A 22,009-nucleotide genomic window follows, 5' to 3' on the forward strand; every position below is an offset into this window, starting at 1 on the left:
GACCGATATCGAAGGGTCATGGTGATTACGATAATCAATGACAAAACAATAATCACTTTGACGAGAATGCAGTAATGGCTCGCCCAACAAAAGCACTGATAAATATTAGCGCCTTACAACATAATTACCGCTTAGCGCAGACGCTGTCGGGCGCTGGCCAGGCCATGCCTATCATCAAGGCTAATGCCTACGGTCATGGTGCCGTATTGGTTGCCCGGGCTTTGTCAAAGCTTGCACCGGCTTTTGGCGTTGCCTGTATCGAAGAGGCACTGGAGCTGCGTCAGGCGGGGATTAAACAGCCTATTCTTCTGTTAGAAGGTTGTTTTACCGCCGATGAGATCGCTGTCGCTGTCGAACACAACTTCTGGTTGATGATTGATAATCAGCTACAACTTGACAGCATTTTAACCTGCAATATTGCTACACCGGTGACTGTTTGGTTAAAAGTTGATACTGGCATGCACCGTTTGGGCTTTGACGCCGATGAGGTTGAGTCGGTCTACCGACAGGCTTGCTCCAGCAATAATGTTGCAGAAGATATTATTGTTGCGACACATTTTGCCTGTGCAGACGACTTATCCAGTGAAGCAACCGTTGAGCAAATTGCTGTGTTTAATAGCGCAACGGCAAACATTACTGCTGCTAAAAGTTTGGCAAACTCACCGGGGTTGTTAGGCTGGCCAGAGGCCAGGGCAGAGTGGAATCGTAGCGGTTTTATGCTGTACGGTAATTCACCCTTTAGCCAGCCCCAGGTTAATGGCGACCAGCTCAAGCCTGTGATGTCGCTGCAGTCTGCAATCATTTCTTTACGTACAGTCGATAGCGGCGAGAGTGTGGGTTATGCGGCCAGTTGGACAGCACAACGCCAGAGCAGGGTGGCAACGATTGCTATCGGTTACGGTGACGGTTATCCACGTAAGGCCCCCAGCGGTACGCCGGTTTATATCAACGGTCAGCGCGTGCCACTGATTGGCCGGGTGTCGATGGATATGATTACCGTAGATGTTACCGATTTGGCAGAGGTCGCCATTGGCGATACGGTTGAGCTATGGGGTGAGCACATCAGTGCTAATGAGGTGGCTGGCTTTGCCGACACCATCGGCTATGAGGTGATGACCAGAATGCCTTTGAGAGTCCCTCGAATCGGTGTAGAATAATCGCCGAAAACATCAAAAGCACTGTTAGACAGTGCTTTTTTTTGACTAAAATTTATCATTAAAGTTATTGTTAGTTGGAAATTACTGTGGAAAATATTGGACAGCGCTTAACAAACTTCCTCGCCCAAAGCGTGCCACTCGCTTCGAATCTAGGTCTGGAACTGACTCATTTTGATGGTGAAAACCTTCATTTAACCGCGCCGTTAGCCCCAAACATCAACGATAAAATGACTGCCTTTGGCGGCAGTTTATACTGCGTCGCTGTGATGAGTTGCTGGGGTATGGTGTATCTGCAGACCGAGCTTGCCGAACTTAATTGTAACCTGGTGGTCAGTCACGCTGAGATCGATTATCTCAGGCCGGTAGGCAGTGAGAGTTTTACCGCGATTTGTCATGCGGATAAGCAACACTTCGAACAGTTCATCACCGACTTTAAAAGCAAAGGAAAGGCTAAGATCACACTGACTTCAACCATTACTGTCGACGGTAAGGTCGCTGTCAGTTTTACTGGCCAATATGCCATTTTGCCGCCGATCAGTGCTTAAACAAAGATCTTAAGGTCCTTCTCATTCGCTGGAAAGTTCTTCAGGTTTGGAAATATTTTGTTAAGGGCGTCAGCATTAACACCCAGCCAACTAGTTAGAGTTGCGCCATAACTATCAATAGATGTCGTTGGTATAATTCGTCCATCTGAATAATCATCGTCTCCGCCGATGGTTAAATCCGGCATCTTGCCAACAATTTTACCGCCGTCAACTGCGCCACCCATGACTAAATGATGGTTCCCCCAGCCATGGTCAGTGCCGTCACCATTGGTAGTCAGCGTTCTACCGAATTCAGAGGCGGTAAACGTAGTCACTGAGTCCTGAAGTCCCATTGCCGTGGTCGCATCATAAAAAGCCTGTAATGACTGACTGAGCTCAGTCAATAGTTGTTGATGACTTTCAAGTTGGTTGCCGTGGGTGTCCCAGCCTCCAAAAGTTATGTAAAAAATCTGTCTGTTTTGCTCAGCAAGTGATGTTTTGGCTTCTATTAATTGAGCCACAGTCTTCAGTGCAGCAGATACCTTATTATCTGGCCAATTGATATTAATGTTGTTGTTAAGGGCCAATGCAGTATCAACCTTCTCACTGAGTACATTAGAAATTTTCTGAGTGTCAGCGTAATGTTGCATCAGTGGGTCAGTATATTCTTTGGATAATAGTGAGTTAAACACAGCTGAGCGCTGTTGAATTGTCGGGTCACTGGATTCCGCATCTATGTCATCGAGGGTGATGGCGCCTGCGCTAGACATAGTATATGGCACTGAATTGCTACCCGATTGCCACAAATTATTGCCGGACAGAGAAAAATTAATGGGTAGGCTGTCATCAACCGCGGCGTAATTTTTTTCCTCTAATCTACCAGCCCAGCCCGTTTGATATTGGCCTGTAGGGTCAAGACTATGCCAGAATTGCTCCTGGTCTCTATGGGAAAACAATTGAATCGGCGTTACAACTGTCTTGCTATTTATATCATCTAATGTTGTTGGCTCAATCAGGGCGCCAGTGTTGGCAACAATAACAAGGTTGTTATTATTAAACAGAGACTGCACCTCTGGCATGCCTGGGTGGAAGCCATATTCAACATTGTTGACTGGTAGAATGTTGGCTAAGGGGATGGCCATGGTTTGTCGAGAAGAGCTATAAGTATTGTATTCAGCCTCGCTGGTTGGCATAAACATATTAAAACCGTCGTTGCCGCCAGCGAGAAAAATACAAACTAAAGCCTTGTAATCAGATACTCCAGCAGCATTAACATTGGCAATATTGAGCTGTAAGCCGAGGCTTGATAGAGCAACTGATGAAACAGCGGTCGCTTTTAGAAACTCTCTACGACTCTTATTTATTGATGACATGATATTACCTTTGCACTGCAAACTCAGGTGAAGAAATTACTAAAAAGACCAGCTCTTTAGCTCGTGTTTCGCCATTGTCGATATTGGATAGTTGGTCGATGTACGTTATTAAGATATCGTTCATTTCTTGACTCATTAGCCCAGCCATCAATGTCGAGTTGGCATATTTGACCATTGCCTGTGGGTCTTCGGACAGTGCCTCAAGCGGATCTAACGTTAATGAAATATTCTCTCTGTAGCGTTTATCATTATCAAAAACATCCTCAGCCTGTGCGTATTCAAATAGTGTGTTTGTAGTTTTGATAATCGAGCTGTAGTTGATGATTTGAGAGACTGGCTCTTCGATTCCGGAAGCTTTGAGTGCTCCAGGTGGTAGATAGTTTGGCGAGTAGAAATTAAAAACTGAATTAGCACCGAGTGGTTTTTGCTCAAAATATTGATCAGTATTGACGAAGCGAAGTCGATCATATTCACCAGTTGCATTGTATAAACGCCATAATGCTGAAAGTTTGAGGATAGGCTCCTTTAATTTGCCAAAGGTGATGGCATTGTCTAAATGTCCGTATATTGCTTCCTCATCTAACAATATAGCCTTGATAACGCTTTTCATATCGCCGCGAACGTTATCTTTATTGGCATTGAATACTGAGCTCACGCGGTCAACATAAGCAGAAGAGGGGTTACTTGTGACCAGTTGTTTGATGATGAGTGTGCTGATAAATGGAGCTGTATTTTGATGCTGGAATAGGTTGGATATAGCAGCTTCCAAATCCATATTCCCGGTTGCAAACTCCTCTGTCTCTACACTGTTAAGTAATGTTTTGGCAGCGTTATCATGATGGGCATTGTAGGCAATCATGGGTAAGATTTCTGAGTCTATGGTGCGAACATGTGACCTGAAGAGAACTGAATCACCGAAATTCCAGCCTGTGTAGATGCGTGCAAAATTACTGATGTCTTGCTGGTTGTATGTTGATACCTTGGCACCATCACCATTCTTTTTATAGGAACCGTCACTGTTAAGCTCGAATAAGCCAATCGAAAACAGCTGCATCGCCTCTCTTGCAAAATTTTCATCTGGGCGGATATTAAGTTCTGGAATAGCCTTGCTATTGCGAATGCTGGACAGGTACTCGCCCATTACCGGGTGCTTCGAGACGTTAAGCATAACATTCTCGTAATTATCAAAGCCATCATCAAGTAAGCCGTCGTAATAGCTGGCAAGACCACGTGGAAGACAGATCAACGCGGAGTTCTTCTCGGACGCAACCAGTATTTGACTCAGTGCATAAGCAATTCGTTGGCGAAGTTGGTCTTTGCCGTAAATACTATGTTGCCACCAGACATCCATTCGATGCTTGTTTCGCTCTTGATAATTTGTACATTCATGGCCACTGATAAGCCCAAGACTCTCGAGCGTCTCTGTTAGCATAGGTGCATGATAACTTGCAGGTCTTTGAAATTGATCGTCAATCCATGCTTCATAACCCTGTTGCACTAAGAAATCCACATCTTCTTGAACAGGGCCGAAGGTGGCTCGTGTTAAGAATTGCCTGGCCTGATTTTCATTGGGTAGGGGATAGTCATAGACGACCCCTTGATCCGTAATGTCAGGTGGTGGTGTTGTAGGCGGTGTGTTGGGTTGGGTGATCGGTGTGCTATCTGCCGTAGGATTATTTCCGCCACCGCCACCGCAAGCTGAGATAGTCAGGGCGCAGAAAACAGCAATAAGAGAATGTTTCAATAAGGGACGAGACACGACTGTTACCTTTTATTTATTATTTTTTTAGCGGTATAAAAGACGCTTTTATCCGTTATAGCATAATAAATATCAATCGATGCAGTGGTGTCGAAACATTTAACGGTGACATTGATAGGGTGCTAATAAAATGCACTGTTCTGTCTATCTGTTCAACTTTTACAAGTTAGCCAGCTCTTTAATATGACTGGTTACACAGCGCGAAAGTGAGGATAGGTCGTATCCACCCTCCAGCAGTGACACCACTTTTCCATTGCAGAATAATTTGGCCGCGGCGTTAATTTTTTCTATCAGCCAGAGATAGTCATTGTCGGTTAAGCGCATCTGAGACATCTCGTCTTCAACATGTCCATCAAAACCTGCCGAGATAATGATCAGTTGCGGTCGATATTTGTACAGCCAGGGCATCAGGCTTTGCATAATAATTTCCCGATATTCTTCTCCACTGCAGCCAGCCGCTATTGGTTCTAGACGGATGTTGCGACGACTGCGCTTACGGGTGTCGGTATGGGGAAATAAATCACTTTGAAAACTAGACCAGTAGCGCATGCGAAAGCTGCCAGAGACGATATCCTGGGTGCCATTACCGTGATGGACATCGAAATCAATAATGGCGACTTTTTTGACGCGGTGCTGTTTCACCGCATGGCAGGCGGCAATGGCTGCATTGTTGAAAAAACAAAACCCCATGGCCTGATTTTTTTCCGCATGGTGGCCGGGTGGGCGGGTGGCACAGAACGCGTTATTGAATTCGCCGCTGACCACGCCGTCGACAGCACGGATGGCGGCGCCGGCACTATACAGTGCAGCCTCTAGCGTGTGCGGGTTCATTGCGGTGTCATCGTCAACTTGAAACAAGCCTGTTTGCGGCGATTGATCAAACAATTGCTGTATATACTGCCTGCCGTGAGCTAGTTGCAGCTGGTGCATCTCGGCCTTGGGAGCATCGATATGGCGCAGATAATCATAGATACCTGAGGCGATGAGTCGGTCATTGATGGCACTGAGCCTGCGAGGGCTCTCTGGGTGCTCATCGCCCATATTATGCTGGGCACAAACTGGATGGGTGATGTAAGCTGTAGTCATTGTGATGGCTCTTTATCGCAGGTATTTCAATATCATAATCTATTCGCTGCGGATTCTACATTAATTATGAAACGTACCACGCTAGATCACTTGTTAAACCCCCAGTCAGTTGCCTTGTTTGGCGCCAGTAATAGGCCAAATACTATCGGCACCGTCGTACTCAGCAGTATTATGCAGGCGCAACCTAATTTTCCGGTTTACCCCATTAATCCCCGTCATGAATTTCTACACGGACTACCGTGTTATTACGACTTAAAGTCGGTTAAAGGCTCGGTAGAGCTTGCCATTGTGGCGACCAGTATCAAGAATGTGCCCGATATTTTGAAGGTCTGTGGTAAGGCCGGTATTAAAGCCGTAATGGTGCTGTCACCCACGGCGTACAAGCACCGTTCCGATAAATCATCTACCTTCGATAAAATCCGAAGGTTGGTTAAGCAGTACGATATCAAGTTATTGGGGCCGGGCTGTTTTGGTGTACAGCGTCCACAGAATAATTTCAGCGCCTGGCTGGGTGTCGATCAGGCAAAACCCGGCAAGTTGGCTCTGGTTAGTGAGTCAGGTGGCGTCTGCTCTTCTCTCATCGATTGGGCAACGCAGCAGGACATTGGCTTCTCCCAGGTGATAGCACTGGGGCATGCAGCCGACCTAGACATTGGTGATATTCTCGATTACCTGATTAACGACCCCAGTACCCATAGCATTTTACTTTATTTAGAGCATATGACACCGGCGCGCAAACTATTAAGCAGTTTGCGCGCGGCGGCGAGTATCAAGCCCGTTATCTTGCTGACCGCCCAGACCGAGGTAGAGTATTTACACGATGCGACGCTGACCGCCGCCTTACAACGTGCTGGTGTTATTCGTGCCTATCGACTCAATGATCTGATTGCAGCGGCACAGGTTTTGATGATGGGGAAAAAATTACGCAGCGATGGCCTGGGCATTATCGGTAATGGTAGAGGCATTAATTCATTGGCAGTGCAACGCGCGCGGCGATTAAAAATTGAACTATACCAACCTGCAGAGCCCTGTTTGAAAGCGCTGGCGGCGACACTGCCAAAGACTTCTAAGATTGGTAACCCGGTTAATATATATAATGATGTCGACGAGGCTCATATCATTGCTGCCGCAGAAACACTGTTGGCGGACAAAACCTGTTCGGCGGTATTGATCTTGATCGCACCGACCTCGGTGAATAATGCGACAAAGCTGGCGCATGCGCTGATCGACCTGTATCGGCGACAGCGTAAACCGGTACTGGTGTGTTTACTTGGCGGCGATTCGGTGGAGAAGGCGCGGAGGATGATTGATGATGTGGGTATGGCCTGCTTTAAGACGCCGGAAAGCGCTATTGAAGGCTATAGTTTTCTACTCAGTTTCTATCGAAACCAGCAATTGCTGTTGCAAACTCCGGGCAGCTCCGCTTTTGAGACCAGCACTGATCTGCAGCAGGCCAGTCAACAGCTAGACCACAAGATTAAGCAGGGGGGTAGTTTAACCAACCCACAATTTAAAACCCTGTTGGCGAATTTCCATATCGATATTGATACTATTGCCTCGTCGCTGGTATTTAGAGGGCTGCCGTTGCAGCTTGAAATGCGGCCTGATTCAGAGTTTGGCCCCGCCATTCATGTATTTATTGCCGGTACCCAAATCCGTGCCGCGACAATGCTGCCGCCACTGAACCCAAGGTTGCTACAAAGTTTCTTCGCCAAGTTACAGTTACCTATTAACAGTAGTAACGATCATCTGCCGCTGCAGCAGTTGCTGCTACAAATCAGCGATATGGTTTGTGAGTTACCGCAGATAGAGCGACTGTTGCTGTCTCATCAAACCGATGCCAACAGCGCCAGCGAGGCAGTGGTTTTAAAACGCTCTGCTACCAGTGCCGAGCGCTATCAACATCTAGCCATTCATCCTTATCCGAATCAGTTGCGTTCTCATTTTACCACTCGCTCGGGTGATGAAATTTACGTTCGGCCGATGCGTGCTGAAGATGCCGATATGGAGCAATCCTTTGTTGCGCAATTATCAGAGGAGACACGTTACCTGCGGTTTATGCAAAACTTGAAGGTGCTGCCGCCACTGTGGCTGGCACGCTTTACTCAAATTGATTACCAGCGAGAAATGGCCCTGATTGCGTTGTTGCGCGATGGTGACGAGGTGACAGAAGTTGGGGTGGTTCGCTATACCAATAGCAGTGATGGTTACAGCTGTGAATTTGCCATTGTGGTGGCGGATAAGTGGCAGGGGCAGGGTGTTGCACGTTATTTAATGAATCAAATCATCGCCATTGCTCGTGACAGAGGCTTCAAAGAAATGGTGGGGGTTGTGCTGAGAGAAAACCATAAAATGAAGAAATTTTGTAAGAGTTTCGGGTTTGTCATCGGGCCGGACCCCGATGATGAAACCTTGGTCATGGCCAGGCTGCAGCTTTCAGGCTAAACCGATTCATGGAGTGCTGGCGTTAGGCGGCAGTTTACTGCTGTTCGAATGCCGTCTTAGCTCCTCAATCTGCCTCGTAAGTTGTCGATTTTCGTTATTTAATAGGCTGTTCTGTTGTTTAAAATCTGCCACTCTGTCGCTCAGGCTGGCGGCATGGGCAAGATGATTGTCCTTCAGGTCGTCCAGCCTCTGTCGATGATCATTCTTTAGCTCTGATACTAATTTTGTTTGATCTTCATTGAGGCCATCGATGACTATTTGATGTTGACTAGCATTTTGATGCAGTTCATCCGTCGTGTGTTTGAGCTTGGTATGGCACTCGGTCAGTGCGCTATTGAGGCTGCCAATTTCGCTGCTCAGCGTGACAGTACGCTCAGCCAATAACAGGCTTTTATTCAGCTCATCGCTGATGCGCTGTTCTTTGGCATGGCATTGGCGTTGTAGTTCATCGGCTTTCATTTGCTCAGATTGCAGCGAATCACGGTGTTGCTTGTTGAGCTGTTCAAGTTGTTGGCGTTGATCGTCTCTGCTGTCTTTTAATCGTCGCTCGGCTTCGTTGATGCGCTGTAAGAGTTGTCGCTGTTCGGCTGCCAGCACCTCTGCGCGTTGATGACTTTGCTGTTGTTGTTCTTCGGTTGTTTGTTGCCGCTGTGTTGCCGCTGCAAGCTGTTCGCTCAATGTTTCAATTTGGCATTGCTGCTGAGCATTACAGCTACTGAGTTCAGTATTCTGAACGCTCAACTGACGATTTTTATCCTGTTCTATATTTAGTTGCTCGCGGTGTTGCTGGCTGAGCGAGGTCAGCCTGTCCTTATTTTGTCGCGTCAGCTCCTGTGCCAATGGGCGAACCATCTCGGCCAAAGATTTGCTCAGCCTATCCTCTGACTGCTGTTCGTTGTCGGTTGTTAGCGACAGTGCTCTCAGGTATTTCTCAATAGTATCGTACGAACCGCGACCAATCAGCTGTCTTATCTGATAAGGATTTACCGTCACACCTTGAGAGAGTAGTGCATGCTTGGCTTTTTCGACGTCGGCAATGCCGATAGCAGGGGCGCGGGCCATATTTCTTACCTAACAATAGTAGAATTGAATTTGTATTACTTATGAAACGTTATTCTAATTCAATTCTATGATTTTTACTATTATGGCTGTTAAAACTAAGAGCGAATAATGTATGATTATCACTTCTTAGAATGGGTTTTGATGCGAAATGAGATATTCTTCCGATAACTTGGTGGCTGAGCTTCTGCTGGCGGCAGTTAATGACAATACCGAGCAGGCAATTGAGCAGGCACGTTTTCATTATGAGGTCGTCTATGGTGGTAAGCTGCCCTGCAGTGCCGATCAGCTTCATGCCTATCTTGCTTTTTATGGTGGGAAGTTATCAGTGGCAACGCTTGAGCAGCGTAAGGCTTTGCTGGCTAAGTGGCATCGCCGGCATCATCACATAGACCCGACAAAGACAGATGCGGAAACAACCCGTGAGTTGATGCGGGGGATTCGCAAGCGCTATAACAAGCCACCAAAGCAGGCTAAGTCATTAAGTATTAATACCTTGTCATTGGTGGTTGATCATTTAGAGGGCATAGTGGCACTGCCTGTAGAGTCTGTTTCTGAACGGGCTATGCAGCTTCAAGCCCTGCGCAATAGGGCGCTGTTGTTGATTGGCTTTTGGTTTGGTTTGCGGGCGTCTTCACTGGTCAGGCTTAAGGCTGAACAACTACAGATTGATTTCGACCGACAGCCACCAACGCTGACAATATACCTGGCTGACAGTAAGACCGATCGAGAGGCGCGCGGTGAACAGAAAAGTCTCAAGATGCTGCAGCGACTTTGCCCGGTAGCGGCGTTGATTGATTGGTTGGCCGCCAGTCAAATCGAGCAAGGCTATGTCTTTAGTAAAGTCACGCGATGGGGTTGTGTTGAGTCAGCGGCGCTGCTGCCCAACTCTCTTAATAAGCTAATCCGTACCGTATTTCGCGCTGCTGGCATAGATGGGGTTGGTGAGTATAGCTCCCACTCATTGCGCCGAGGGGCGGCTAATTGGATTGCTGAAAATGGCGGGGACTTGCATGCCATGATGGATTGGATTGGCTGGAAGGATGTGAAGTCGGCGATGCGTTATCGGGATCAGGTAAGCAGCCTGCCGAACAAACTGATCGAGACGAGAATGGCCTTGGCCAAAGATGAGGTTCAGGGAATTAGTGGTTAGCTGGCTGCTCATTAAGGGGGGTAAAGTAGCCGTATTGTAAGTAGTTAATAGTCTGTTTGATGACGGTTTTATTGCTCATCATAAAGGTGTGGGTCGTCGGTAATTGTATGTGGTCATTCATGCCTTGCAGCTTGGTGCTGCTGACCGACACTTTGCCGTCGTCGGCTCCTGGAATAAGTCCTGACAGTATAAAGTTGATGGTTTTGTCGCCGGCGATAATGCCGACATCGAAGTTTGCCGGCCCCAGCGTATTGGGTGGGCTGGCTGCATCGGTGCCAAGCTGCAGGCCGGCACAACCGTTTAACCATTTAAAGCCGGGCACGCCTGCCAGTTTGTCGACAGTCTCGCTGCCCTGATTGGGCGGGCCAAGCATTACCACGCGTTTGAGTTGGGGCAGTGTGTTAGCGGAGAGGTATTGCCTCACAAGAATACCGCCCAGGGAGTGGGTGACAAAGTAAATGTCGCTATTCGATGGGCATTTTTTCAGTGCAGGCTCTATCGCCAACGGTGCTAAAATTTCAATCGGGTAATCACGGGACGGGTAGCCAATATTGACGGTGTCATAGCCTGTCTGCTGCAACGCCTGCTCAAGTGTAGACATCGAGTCCTCGGTGCGTGCCAAGCCATGCAGCAATATGACACAGGAGGCATGGGCACTAAACGATGTCAGCGTTAGTAAGGCCAGTACTGTTGCTGTTGGCCAGCGTGGCTGCGCTCTATTGATGGCGGCGCTCGATGCCGGTGGCGGCCAGAATCCGGGTGGATATCTCTTCGACAGATTGGCTGGAGGTATCAATGACTGGTATTTTGAAGCGACTGTATATGGATTTGGCCTGGCGCAGCTCGTCCTCGCACTGTGTGATTGAGGCGTAGCGGCTGTTCGCCTTGCGTTCATGCCTTATTGCCGACAGTCTCTCGGCATCGATGGTCAGGGCATAGAGTTTATGACGGTATTGCTGCAGTGCAGGCGGTATTTTGTTGCTTTCTAGGTCTTCTTCGGTAATGGGGTAGTTGGCAGCAAAGACGCCAAACTGCATCGCCATGTATAAGCTGGTCGGAGTCTTACCGGTGCGTGAGACACCGATCAAAATGATATCGGCCCTATCATAGTGGTGTAATTTGGCGCCGTCATCGGCATCGAGGGCGTAGTGAACGGCTTCAATCCGGTTGATATAAGCGGGGTTGTCTGTTGCCGGTTGTGAGCGGCCAACGCTATAGGAGGAGTGGCTTTCTAGGGTTTCCTCCAAGGGTTGTAGAAAGGTTGAAAAGATATCGGTAATAATGCCATTGCTTTTAGCGATGACGGCGCGCACCTCTTGCTTAATAATGGTGTCGAAGACTAGGGCGGGGTGGCCGTCTCGCTCGCTGGCGGAGTTTATCCTTTCAGCCACTTGCTCGGCTTTTTCTATCGTGTCGATATAGGGCAGGGTCAGGCGTTCAAACTCTGTGTCAGGAAATTGTGCTAATAAGCTGTGGCCTAATGCCTCAGCCGTTAAGCCGGTGCCATCTGAAATGCAAAAAACTGTTCTCTTCACGAGTAACCCCACCCTGTTGAATCTCAATATAAGCTTGTTGTTTTACTAGCTAAATAACTGTTGTTTGGTAACCAAATTACAGTTGATTCACGTATTATCTTTCGAACTTATTACAGATACAACATTCTTTATCCGATATGGGAGAGATAGTTTTGAACGATTACGTAGTGTGGTTTGACCAGTGTGGCATGGATGATGTTGATCGAGTTGGCGGTAAAAACGCCTCTCTCGGTGAGATGATCAGCAACCTTTCCGGTGCTGGAGTCAGTGTGCCTAATGGCTTTGCCACAACGGCTCAAGCCTTTCGTGACTTTATCGATCAAAACAAGCTTGAGCAAAAAATCAATGACGAGCTCAATTCGCTGGATGTCGACGATGTTAATGCGCTAGCAGTGGTTGGCGCCAAGATACGTCAATGGGTTATTGATGCCCCATTTACAGGCGAGCTCAAAGAGAGTATTGAACAGGCCTACATTAGCTTACAGGCGGGTAACGATAACCTGGCTGTGGCCGTTCGCTCATCTGCCACCGCTGAGGATTTGCCCGATGCCTCGTTTGCAGGTCAGCAGGAAACCTTTCTCAATATCATTGGCCTTGATAATATATTTATCGCCATCAAAGAGGTGTTTGCCTCGCTGTATAATGACCGTGCTATCTCTTATCGCGTGCATCAGGGCTTTGAGCATTCCGAGGTTGCCTTGTCGGCAGGTATTCAGCGTATGGTGCGCAGTGAGACCGGTGTGGCCGGCGTCATGTTTACCCTCGATACTGAAACAGGCTTTAATGATGTGGTCTTTGTTACCTCGTCTTATGGTCTGGGTGAGACGGTTGTTCAAGGCTCGGTTAATCCCGATGAATTTTATGTCCATAAAGAGATTCTGAAACAGAAGCGTCCTGCCGTCGTCCGCCGCAATTTAGGCAGTAAAGCGATTAAAATGATCTATGGAGAGGCCGCCGAGGCTGGTCGTAGCGTCAAAACTGTCGATGTCGATGTCGCCGAGCGTAACCAATTCTCATTAACCAATGGTGAGGTTGAAGCCCTGGCTCAGCAGGCAATGATTATTGAGCAGCACTACGGTCGCCCGATGGATATCGAATGGGCAAAGGACGGCGATGATCAACAGCTTTACATAGTCCAGGCTCGCCCTGAAACCGTTAAGAGTCGAGACAGCGCCACCAAGATGGAGCGCTACTTGATGAAGGGCAAAAGTAAGGTTGTCTGTGAGGGGCGCTCCATTGGCCATCGTATTGGTAGCGGTGTCGTCAAGGTAATAAACGATATCTCTCAGATGGATCGTGTTGAGGCTGGCGATGTACTGGTTACCGATATGACCGACCCCGATTGGGAGCCTGTAATGAAGCGTGCGTCGGCAATCGTCACCAATCGTGGTGGTCGTACCTGTCATGCGGCCATTATTGCCCGTGAGCTGGGTATCCCAGCTGTTGTCGGTTGCGGTAATGCGACTGAATTGATTGGTGAAGGGCAGCAGGTTACGGTCTCCTGCGCAGAGGGTGATACGGGTTTTGTTTATAATGGCTTGATCGACTTCGATATTAATACTTCTGATATTGAAGAGATGCCAGAGCTACCGTTTAAGTTGATGATGAACGTTGGTAACCCCGATCGCGCCTTTGATTTTCAGGCCTATCCTAATGATGGTGTTGGTTTGGCCCGTCTCGAATTTATCATTAACCGGATGATAGGTGTTCACCCGAAGGCTTTGCTCAACTACGACACGCTGACCAGCGATGTAAAGGCCTCTGTCGATCGTCGAATGGCTGGTTACGAATCGCCCCGTGAGTTCTATATTCAGAAGATTGTAGAGGGTGTGGCGACCATTGCCGGTGCCTTTTACGGCAAAAAAGTCATCGTAAGAATGTCCGACTTCAAATCAAATGAATATGCTCACCTGGTCGGTGGCGAAGTCTATGAGCCGGCAGAAGAAAACCCCATGCTGGGTTTCCGAGGTGCTGGACGATATATCTCAGATTCATTCCGCGAGTGTTTTGAGCTTGAGTGCGAGGCCATTAAGCGTGTCCGCAATGTCATGGGCTTGACCAATGTTGAAGTAATGATCCCATTTGTGCGCACGGTGTCTGAGGCCAAGCAGGTCAGTGAGATTCTTACGGCTAACGGTCTCAGCCGTGGCGAAAATGGTCTGCGTGTGATTATGATGTGTGAGCTGCCTGCCAACGCTCTATTGGCGGATCAGTTCCTGCAGTACTTTGACGGTTTCTCTATCGGCTCCAACGACCTTACCCAGTTGACTCTAGGTCTTGATCGGGATTCAGGCCTGGTAGCACATTTATTTGACGAGCGTAACGATGCGGTTAAGGCGCTGCTGTCGATGGCTATCAAGGCCTGTCGTGATGCTGGTAAGTATGTTGGTATTTGTGGGCAGGGGCCGTCAGATCATCCTGATTTGGCGCTGTGGTTGATGGAGCAGGGTATTGAGAGCGTCTCTCTCAACCCGGATTCTGTACTTGATACGTGGATGTATCTGGGTAGTGAGTTGGCGCAATAATGGGTTGATGATCGCCGGCCTATTCAGAGATAGGCTGGTGACTTAATAAATCAGAGCACAAAAAAGCCCCGCAATATGCGGGGCTTTTTTGTGGCACTTTTACTAACTATTACATGTTTGGATAGTTAGGGCCGCCGCCGCCTTCAGGTGCAACCCAGGTGATGTTTTGCGACGGATCTTTGATGTCGCAGGTCTTGCAGTGGACGCAGTTTTGGCTGTTGATTTGGAAGCGCTGGCTGCCATCGGCATCGTCAACAATCTCATAAACCCCAGCAGGGCAATAACGCTGTGCGGGTTCATTCCACTCGCTGAGGTTGCGGCCAAGGGGTAGGCTGCTGTCGGCAAGTTGAAGGTGAACGACCTGATCTTCTTCGTGGTTGGTAAACGAGAAGGAGACTGAGGTCAGGCGATCAAAGGTAATGACGCCATCGGGCTTGGGGTAGTCAATCTTTTTGCACTCTGCAGCTGGCTTCATTGTGGCGTAATCAGGTGTGGTATCACGCAGTGTCCACGGTAGGCCGCCATTAAAAATGTTGATATCAACAAAGGCATAAGCTGAACCAAGTAGATTGCCCCACTTATGCTGTGCAGGGCCAAAGTTACGTTGAGCATGTAGCTCTTTGTAGGCCCAGCTCGCCTCGAATGCTGGCGTGTATTCGGTCAGCTCATCGTTACCGCGCTCAGCAATAACGGCATTGAAGGCGGTTTCAGCAGCAACCATGCCTGATTTCATGGCGGTGTGGCTGCCCTTAATCTTGGCGAAGTTGAGGGTGCCGGCGTCGCAACCAATGAGCAGGCCGCCAGGAAAGGTCATCTTAGGCAGCGATTGAATACCACCCTTGGTGATGGCGCGGGCGCCATAGCTAATGCGTTCGCCACCTTCGAGGTATTGTTTGATCTGTGGATGGGTCTTGTAGCGCTGGAATTCTTCAAATGGGCTGACGTGTGGGTTGTCATAACCCAGGTCGGTGATCAGTCCAATAGCCACGTGGTTGTCTTCGAGATGGTATAAAAAGGAGCCACCAGCAGATCCGGATTCGCTAAGCGGCCAGCCGGCAGTATGAATAACAAGACCTTGCTGGTGTTTGGCGGGGTCAATTTTCCACAATTCTTTGATGCCGATACCGTAATGCTGAGGGTCTTTGCCCGCATCAAGCTCAAACTTACTGATCAGCTCTTTGCCGAGCTGGCCGCGACAACCTTCGGCGAAAAAGGTGTACTTAGCGTGTAGCTCCATGCCCTGCATGTAGCCGTCTTTGTGTGAGCCATCTTCAGCAACACCCATGTCGCCAGTGGCGATGCCTTTGACGCTGCCGTCGTCGTTGTAAAGTATTTCTGCAGCGGCGAACATCGGGTAGATTTCTGCGCCAAGTTCTTCTGCTCGCTCACCAAGCCAGCGACAAACATTGCCCAGGCTGACGATATAGTTGCCCTCATTGTGCATGGTCTTGGGTGAGAACATGTTAGGTACTTTGATGGCTTTCTCGGCGCTGGGCATAAAGTAAATATCATCACCGGATACCGCGGTGTTGAGTGGTGCGCCTTTTTCTTTCCAGTCAGGAAATAGCTCGTTCATGGCTGTTGGTTCTAAAACAGCGCCTGATAAAATATGCGCTCCAACTTCTGAGCCTTTCTCTACCACACAAACGCTGACTTCTTTGCCCGTTTCTATGCTGAGTTGTCTGATACGGCATGCTGCAGCCAAACCTGAAGGGCCTGCACCGACAATAACAACGTCGAACTCCATTGATTCACGTTCCACGGCCTTATTCCTCTATTCTAGCTTTAATAACTAAGACTGGTTTGATGCGTCTTGTGGTTTCACGCGCAAATTCGCAGCTTATATGAATAGATAGCTAATATTAGCTATCCGTAAAAGCCGCAGATTATACCGCTAACCCTCAAATTATTCTACTAACAGAGCATTTAGAGCGACTTATCGCTGACATCACCACTATTTATAGTGACTAATTAATATTGACTACCTTGAAATAGGTAGTTTTACGGGGAATTAACCCCTCTAAGTGCGCAAAACTATTGACGACCTTGGGGTAAGCGGGCAAACTGAGCGCCGATTAAATATGAACAGTAGCCTGTTTTAGGGTGTGTGATTTATAACTGCATGCGTTGATTCAGCCTCGTAATATATAACGGTACATTCATGAAAGTTCTTGTCGCAGTCAAAAGAGTAGTTGACTATAACGTGAAGGTTCGTCCTAAGTCTGACGGAACCGGCGTTGATCTAGCCAATGTAAAAATGGCTATTAACCCATTCTGCGAAATCGCTGTTGAAGAAGCGGTTCGCTTGAAAGAAAAAGGCATTGCCTCTGAAGTCATTGTCGTCTCTATGGGCGAAAAGGCTTGCCAGGAGCAGATTCGTACCGCATTGGCACTGGGTGCTGACCGCGGCATTCTGGTTGAGACCAGTGACGAATTGCAGCCACTTTCAATTGCCAAGCTATTGAAAGCTATCGTTGAAAAGGAACAGCCCGAACTGTTAATCCTCGGTAAGCAATCCATCGATGGCGATAACAACCAGACCGGTCAAATGGTCGCCGCTCTTAGCGGTATGGCGCAGGGTACTTTTGCTAACGAACTTACTGTTGCCGATGGTAAAGCCGTTGTTTCTCGTGAAATCGATGGTGGTCTACAAACAGTTGAGCTTTCATTGCCCGCTGTTGTGACCACAGATTTGCGTCTCAATGAGCCTCGTTATGCTTCTTTGCCAAACATTATGAAGGCAAAGAAGAAGCCGCTGGAGGTTGTTGCTCCTGCAGACCTTGGTGTTGAGGTTGTTGCATCTGTTAAGACCTTAAGTGTTGAGCCACCTGCAGAGCGTCAGGCTGGTATTAAGGTTGAGACTGTTGCTGAACTTGTTGAAAAACTAAAAACTGAAGCGAAGGTGATCTAATATGAGCATCCTAGTAATTGCAGAACACGATAATAACAGTCTTAAGGCTGCTACGCTGAACGTTGTAACCGCGGCGCTTCAGCTTGGTAGTGATGTTGAAGTTCTTGTAGCTGGTGCCGGTTGTGGTGCTGCTGCTGAAGAAGCTGCTAAAGTTGCTGGCGTTACCAAGGTATTGGTTGCCGATAATGCTGCTTACGCTCATCAGCTTGCTGAAAATGTCAGCCTTTTGGTTGCCGAGCTTGGCAAGGGTTACAGCCACATCTTAGCGCCATCTACATCAAACGGTAAAAACACACTTCCACGTGTTTCAGCCCTTCTTGATGTTGCTCAGATCTCTGACATTATCTCTGTAGAGAGTGCCGATACCTTTAAGCGTCCAATTTATGCTGGTAACGTTATCGCTACCGTTCAGTCTGAAGATGCGATCAAAGTTATTACCGTACGTGGTACTGCCTTTGATCCTGCTGCTGCCGAGGGTGGTTCTGCTGCTGTTGAAGCGGTTGCAACCGCCTCTGATGCTGCACTATCGACCTTCGTTAGTGAGGAAATTGCAAAGTCTGATCGTCCTGAGCTGACCAGTGCTGGTATTGTTATCTCTGGTGGTCGCGGCATGCAGAATGGCGACAACTTCGAATTGCTATACACCGTTGCAGACAAGCTCGGCGCAGCCGTTGGCGCGTCACGTGCCGCTGTTGATGCGGGCTTTGTTCCCAACGATATGCAGGTTGGTCAAACCGGCAAGATTGTTGCTCCTGATTTGTATGTTGCAGTTGGTATCTCCGGTGCCATTCAGCACTTGGCGGGTATGAAAGACTCTAAGGTCATCGTTGCTATCAACAAAGACGAGGATGCACCTATCTTCCAGGTAGCGGACTACGGTCTTGTTGCCGACTTGTTCGACGCACTGCCTGAGTTATCTGCTGCGCTTTAATTAGCAAAGTAGTATAAGAAAAACCGGCCTAGGCCGGTTTTTTTATGCCTGAGATTTAGTCGCGCCGTAGGCGATCAGTGATGGCAATTGGGTTGGGGTAGTTGAGAATCACGATATAGCTTGAGATGACAAAAGTGGCAATAGCGGTGGCTTGTATCAGTAGAGATGTATCGCCTGATATAAGGTGTTTTTCAACGGCTAGAAAAGCGATCAGTAGTGAAAATTCGCTGATTTGTCCGAGGCGAAAGCCCACATCCCAGGCCAGTGAATCATTATCTGAAAATTGCTTTAATAGTACTTTGAATAGGATGGGTTTGAGTATTAGCATTGTGGCCGATAGTGCGATGACGGCAGGTATTAAATTGATCAGCGCGATTAAATCGATGCCGGCGCCAAGTGAAAAGAAAAACAATATCAGAAAAAAATCACGCAGGGGTTTAAGGCTGGATGCAATGTATTGAGCAATCGGAGAAGTTGCCAGCGTGATACCAGCCACAAATGCACCAATCTCTGCAGATAGGCCAATATAATGGGCCAGTTCAGCGCAGCCCATACACCAGCCAATCGCTAATAAGAATATATACTCATGAAAGCGGTCAAAGCGTTGGACCAGTGGCAAAATGGCACATTTGACCATTAAAAAGATGGCGGCAATCAGCACGGGTAGTGCGGCAAAGGCTTTTAATAATGGGGTCATTTCAAACTGACCATTGACACTGGTCATAATGGCCAAGAGTATTAATACTGCAACCATATCTTGCACCAATAAAATGCCGACGATAAGCTCACCCGTACGCCGGTGATGCAGCACGGTAGTGGGTAATAATTTTATGCCAATAATAGTGCTTGAAAAAATACAGCAAGCACCAACAATACTGGCCTCAACTACGCTAAAGCCAAAACCATAGGTGATAAAAAAACCGGCGGCACCAAAGACCGCGCCACTGATCAGTGTTGAAACCACACCAACTTTTAGTGTTTTCATCAGTCGTTGGGGTTGCATATCGAGGCCCAATAAGAAAAGCAAAAAAACAATACCTATCTTTGAGATATCGCTGATGGTGTCAACGTCAGCGATCAGGGCGTAGCCGTGTGGGCCAAGAATGGCGCCAATGACGATATAGGCAATCAAAAGGGGTTGTCGGGTATACAGTGCAACTGTGGCGACAATTGCAGAGCCAGTGAATATTAAGAAAAAAGTGTGTGTAAAGAAAAGGCTTTCATCCATAAGCGGTCTGTCATTGTGGCGATTGATAGACTAAATATAGTGGCTGCGCGTCCCTGCGTCAGCCAAAGTGAGCTATCGGCGTAAAAAAACAGGCTCTTGTAGGCTGTTAGATACTTGATAGGCATCACTGAAATCATTGAGGTGGGCAACAGCCTCTTCGATATTCAGGTCTTCTCTCAGTGCATAGCTATCGAAGCCAACACGCTTATAAAAATAGAGTTGATCCTTTAGTACATCGCCTATGGCGCGGAGCTCACCGCTATAACCGAAGCGGCGAAGCACCTCGGCATAGGAGTAACCGCGGCCGTCAGAAAAGACCGGGAAGTTGATCGCGACATGCTTAAGGCTTTCAACATCTTGCTCAAGATCGTTGGCCGGTTGATCGCAGTCTAGCCATACACCGAAATCGCCACGGGCAAGAAGAGCTGATTTGTTTTCGAGCCAGGTTGTCAGTGGAACAAAAAAATTGCCGCTGGCTGGTACATCGCTGATGCTGCTGTCTTTGGCGAGAACGCCCCAATTGTCATCGACAACGGCATTGTTCTTAATAATCTTAGGCATAAACTCGCTCCTTGAACGGCTTGATACCAACACGGCGGTAGGTGTCAATAAAGTGTTCTTCTTCGGTACGGATTTCGGTATAGGTGTTGAGAATGATTTCCATCACGTCAGAGATCTGCTCAGCTTTGAATGATGGGCCCAATACTTTGGCGAGACTGGTATCAAGGCCAGCGTTGCCGCCGAGCATGATTTGATAAAATTCTTCCCCCTTCTTATCAACACCCAGGATGCCGATATGACCAACATGGTGGTGACCACAGGCATTCATACAGCCTGAGATGTTGAGGTCGATCGGGCCTAGATCGTGTTGGTAATCTATATCTTCAAAGCGGCGTTGAATCGCTTCGGCCACAGGGATTGACTTGGCGTTGGCAAGGGCGCAGTAATCGCCACCGGGGCAGCAAATCATATCGGTTAAGAAGCCAATATTGGGTGTTGCCAGGCCAACGACCTTGGCTTTTTGCCAAAGGTTGTAGAGTTCACCTACTTCAACATCGGCCAAGACACAGTTTTGGCTGTGAGTGGTGCGCATCTCAGAAAATGAGAATTCATCGGCCAAGTCGGCCAGCGCTTCAAGCTGTTTGTCGGTCACGTCGCCGGGGGCAACACCGGTAGGCTTGGTTGATAGGGTGACAGAGGCGTAGCCGGGCATTTTATGGCTGCGAACACTGCGTTGAACCCATTTGTCAAAGGCAACGTTGTCGGCTTGTTGGTTCTCAAGTGCTGCTTGGGCGGCGGCACTGTCGAAGTTCTTGTAGGCTGGGTCAGTAAAAAAGGCCTGCTTGCGAGTAATGTCACTGTCGCGAAGAGTGGAGGGGCCATTTTTCAGCAGCGCCCACTCTTTGTCGACGAGCTCAGAAAAGGCTTCTACGCCCATGGCACGGACAAGAATTTTGATACGTGCCTTGTACTTGTTGTCACGACGACCCTGCTGATTATAGACACGTAGCACAGCTTCTAAGTAGCTGAGCAGATGTTTGCGGGGCAAAAATTCTTTGATGACGGGGGCAACAACAGGGGTGCGACCAAGGCCGCCACCGACAAGCATGCGGAAGCCAACTTCGCCGTCATCGTTCTTAACGATTTCAATGGCGATATCGTGCACGCGTATAGCGGCGCGATCGTCAGTTGAGCCACAGACAGCCATCTTGAACTTACGGGGTAAGAAGGCAAATTCTGGGTGGAAGGTTGACCACTGGCGGATTATCTCGCAATAGGGGCGAGGGTCTTCATATTCGTCTGGGCTGACACCGGCAAATTGGTCGGTGGTAGTGTTGCGAATGCAGTTACCGCTGGTTTGAATAGCGTGCATCTCGACTTCAGCCAGCTCAGCAAGTAGCTCTGGTACATCTTCCAGCGCCGGCCAGTTGAACTGGACGTTCTGGCGGGTAGAAAAGTGAACATACCCCTTGTCGTATTTGCGTGAAAGCTCAGCAAGCTTGCGAATTTGTACGGTGTTAAGCATGCCATAGGGTACGCAGACACGCAGCATCGGTGCTAATCGCTGAACATAGAGGCCGTTTTGCAGGCGCAGTGGTAAGAACTCGGTTTCTGAGAGTTCACCCTTAAGATAGCGATCAGTCTGACCGCGATACTGTGTTACTCGATCGTTAAGTATTTGACGATCGTAGTCATCGTAGATATACATCTGATTTTATACCTGTAACTGTCCAAGATCTTGCTTACGAGTTTTTTTGCAAGGTGCAAAATTATAGCAAATCACCTTTACTATGGCGAGCCTTTGATGGCGTGGCAGTGAATA

The 22,009-nt window shown here is 48.2% G+C and carries 17 protein-coding genes; 7 read left to right on the forward strand and 10 right to left on the reverse strand.

The features are described from left to right. Positions 1 to 74: 74 nt before the first annotated feature. Together alr and L9P87_RS01635 are read left to right on the forward strand one after the other, a co-directional pair. The gene (alr, locus tag L9P87_RS01630; RefSeq protein ID WP_237442925.1) at positions 75 to 1,157 is read left to right on the forward strand and encodes an alanine racemase; all 1,083 of its coding nucleotides are present in this window, start codon (positions 75 to 77) and stop codon (positions 1,155 to 1,157) included. Between the two features lie 86 nt (positions 1,158 to 1,243). Continuing rightward, on the forward strand, positions 1,244 to 1,702 hold the full coding sequence (locus L9P87_RS01635) for a YiiD C-terminal domain-containing protein (RefSeq protein WP_237442926.1): 459 nt from the start codon (positions 1,244 to 1,246) through the stop codon (positions 1,700 to 1,702). Here the strand turns inward: L9P87_RS01635 and L9P87_RS01640 are convergent. From L9P87_RS01640 to L9P87_RS01650, 3 genes are all read right to left on the reverse strand, one after another. Next, positions 1,699 to 3,054: a DUF1501 domain-containing protein gene (locus tag L9P87_RS01640; protein ID WP_237442927.1), complete on the reverse strand. Its 1,356-nt coding sequence runs from the start codon at positions 3,052 to 3,054 to the stop codon at positions 1,699 to 1,701. The two genes, L9P87_RS01635 and L9P87_RS01640, sit on opposite strands and share 4 nt — an antisense overlap. 4 nt (positions 3,055 to 3,058) lie before the next feature. Beyond that, a complete protein-coding gene (locus L9P87_RS01645; protein WP_237442928.1) occupies positions 3,059 to 4,813 on the reverse strand; it encodes a DUF1800 domain-containing protein in 1,755 nt (584 codons plus the stop codon). A gap of 159 nt (positions 4,814 to 4,972) precedes the next feature. Continuing rightward, positions 4,973 to 5,899 carry a histone deacetylase family protein gene (locus L9P87_RS01650; RefSeq protein WP_237442929.1) on the reverse strand — a complete coding sequence of 309 codons (927 nt, stop codon included), beginning with the start codon at positions 5,897 to 5,899 and terminating at the stop codon, positions 4,973 to 4,975. 66 nt (positions 5,900 to 5,965) lie between these two features. On the opposite strand from L9P87_RS01650, the gene L9P87_RS01655 reads away from it, so the two are divergent. Further along, a complete protein-coding gene (locus L9P87_RS01655) occupies positions 5,966 to 8,344 on the forward strand; it encodes a bifunctional acetate--CoA ligase family protein/GNAT family N-acetyltransferase (RefSeq protein ID WP_237442930.1) in 2,379 nt (792 codons plus the stop codon). A 6-nt stretch (positions 8,345 to 8,350) separates the two neighbouring features. Here the strand turns inward: L9P87_RS01655 and L9P87_RS01660 are convergent, their stop codons facing one another. Continuing rightward, a complete protein-coding gene (locus tag L9P87_RS01660; RefSeq protein WP_237442931.1) occupies positions 8,351 to 9,406 on the reverse strand; it encodes a DNA-binding protein in 1,056 nt (351 codons plus the stop codon). A 148-nt stretch (positions 9,407 to 9,554) separates the two neighbouring features. Between L9P87_RS01660 and L9P87_RS01665 the strand changes: the two genes are divergently transcribed. Further along, positions 9,555 to 10,556 (forward strand): site-specific integrase, encoded by a 1,002-nt coding sequence (locus L9P87_RS01665; RefSeq protein WP_237442932.1) that lies wholly within the window; start codon positions 9,555 to 9,557, stop codon positions 10,554 to 10,556. On the opposite strand, the gene L9P87_RS01670 is transcribed toward L9P87_RS01665, so the two are convergent. Continuing rightward, on the reverse strand, positions 10,546 to 11,157 hold the full coding sequence (locus L9P87_RS01670) for an esterase/lipase family protein (protein WP_237442933.1): 612 nt from the start codon (positions 11,155 to 11,157) through the stop codon (positions 10,546 to 10,548). The genes L9P87_RS01665 and L9P87_RS01670 overlap by 11 nt on opposite strands. A gap of 115 nt (positions 11,158 to 11,272) precedes the next feature. Next, on the reverse strand, positions 11,273 to 12,091 hold the full coding sequence (ppsR, locus tag L9P87_RS01675; protein WP_237442934.1) for a posphoenolpyruvate synthetase regulatory kinase/phosphorylase PpsR: 819 nt from the start codon (positions 12,089 to 12,091) through the stop codon (positions 11,273 to 11,275). Between the two features lie 152 nt (positions 12,092 to 12,243). On the opposite strand from ppsR, the gene ppsA reads away from it, so the two are divergent. Continuing rightward, the gene (gene ppsA / locus L9P87_RS01680; RefSeq protein ID WP_237442935.1) at positions 12,244 to 14,616 is read left to right on the forward strand and encodes a phosphoenolpyruvate synthase; all 2,373 of its coding nucleotides are present in this window, start codon (positions 12,244 to 12,246) and stop codon (positions 14,614 to 14,616) included. A 109-nt stretch (positions 14,617 to 14,725) separates the two neighbouring features. Here the strand turns inward: ppsA and L9P87_RS01685 are convergent, their stop codons facing one another. Further along, positions 14,726 to 16,378, reverse strand: coding sequence for an electron transfer flavoprotein-ubiquinone oxidoreductase (locus tag L9P87_RS01685; RefSeq protein WP_237442936.1), 1,653 nt, complete (start codon positions 16,376 to 16,378; stop codon positions 14,726 to 14,728). A gap of 399 nt (positions 16,379 to 16,777) precedes the next feature. On the opposite strand from L9P87_RS01685, the gene L9P87_RS01690 reads away from it, so the two are divergent. After that, positions 16,778 to 17,527, forward strand: a complete 750-nt coding sequence (locus tag L9P87_RS01690; RefSeq protein WP_237442937.1) for an electron transfer flavoprotein subunit beta/FixA family protein — start codon at positions 16,778 to 16,780, stop codon at positions 17,525 to 17,527. Position 17,528: 1 nt separating this feature from the next. Then, positions 17,529 to 18,458, forward strand: coding sequence for an electron transfer flavoprotein subunit alpha/FixB family protein (locus tag L9P87_RS01695; RefSeq protein ID WP_237442938.1), 930 nt, complete (start codon positions 17,529 to 17,531; stop codon positions 18,456 to 18,458). A 55-nt stretch (positions 18,459 to 18,513) separates the two neighbouring features. On the opposite strand, the gene L9P87_RS01700 is transcribed toward L9P87_RS01695, so the two are convergent. The 3 genes from L9P87_RS01700 to L9P87_RS01710 form a co-directional block, all read right to left on the reverse strand. Next, positions 18,514 to 19,686, reverse strand: coding sequence for a cation:proton antiporter (locus tag L9P87_RS01700; protein WP_237442939.1), 1,173 nt, complete (start codon positions 19,684 to 19,686; stop codon positions 18,514 to 18,516). A gap of 72 nt (positions 19,687 to 19,758) precedes the next feature. Next, positions 19,759 to 20,247 carry a DUF934 domain-containing protein gene (locus L9P87_RS01705; RefSeq protein WP_237442940.1) on the reverse strand — a complete coding sequence of 163 codons (489 nt, stop codon included), beginning with the start codon at positions 20,245 to 20,247 and terminating at the stop codon, positions 19,759 to 19,761. Then, positions 20,240 to 21,895, reverse strand: coding sequence for a nitrite/sulfite reductase (locus L9P87_RS01710; RefSeq protein WP_237442941.1), 1,656 nt, complete (start codon positions 21,893 to 21,895; stop codon positions 20,240 to 20,242). Before L9P87_RS01710 ends, L9P87_RS01705 begins: the two co-directional genes overlap by 8 nt. Between the last annotated feature and the right edge of the window lie 114 nt (positions 21,896 to 22,009).

The organism is Sinobacterium norvegicum (assembly GCF_923077115.1).
Classification (GTDB): Bacteria; Pseudomonadota; Gammaproteobacteria; order Pseudomonadales; family Sinobacteriaceae; genus Sinobacterium; species Sinobacterium norvegicum.

Bases quoted from the DNA above. Each gene is read 5' to 3' on its own strand.
- L9P87_RS01710 (WP_237442941.1), bottom strand. From the start codon at position 21,895: ATGTATATCTACGATGACTACGATCGTCAAATACTTAACGATCGAGTA.
- L9P87_RS01665 (WP_237442932.1), top strand. From the start codon at position 9,555: ATGAGATATTCTTCCGATAACTTGGTGGCTGAGCTTCTGCTGGCGGCA.
- L9P87_RS01695 (WP_237442938.1), top strand. From the start codon at position 17,529: ATGAGCATCCTAGTAATTGCAGAACACGATAATAACAGTCTTAAGGCT.
- L9P87_RS01670 (WP_237442933.1), bottom strand. From the start codon at position 11,157: ATGTCTACACTTGAGCAGGCGTTGCAGCAGACAGGCTATGACACCGTC.
- alr (WP_237442925.1), top strand. From the start codon at position 75: ATGGCTCGCCCAACAAAAGCACTGATAAATATTAGCGCCTTACAACAT.
- L9P87_RS01640 (WP_237442927.1), bottom strand. From the start codon at position 3,054: ATGTCATCAATAAATAAGAGTCGTAGAGAGTTTCTAAAAGCGACCGCT.
- L9P87_RS01690 (WP_237442937.1), top strand. From the start codon at position 16,778: ATGAAAGTTCTTGTCGCAGTCAAAAGAGTAGTTGACTATAACGTGAAG.
- L9P87_RS01660 (WP_237442931.1), bottom strand. From the start codon at position 9,406: ATGGCCCGCGCCCCTGCTATCGGCATTGCCGACGTCGAAAAAGCCAAG.
- L9P87_RS01705 (WP_237442940.1), bottom strand. From the start codon at position 20,247: ATGCCTAAGATTATTAAGAACAATGCCGTTGTCGATGACAATTGGGGC.
- L9P87_RS01700 (WP_237442939.1), bottom strand. From the start codon at position 19,686: ATGGATGAAAGCCTTTTCTTTACACACACTTTTTTCTTAATATTCACT.
- L9P87_RS01655 (WP_237442930.1), top strand. From the start codon at position 5,966: ATGAAACGTACCACGCTAGATCACTTGTTAAACCCCCAGTCAGTTGCC.
- L9P87_RS01650 (WP_237442929.1), bottom strand. From the start codon at position 5,899: ATGACTACAGCTTACATCACCCATCCAGTTTGTGCCCAGCATAATATG.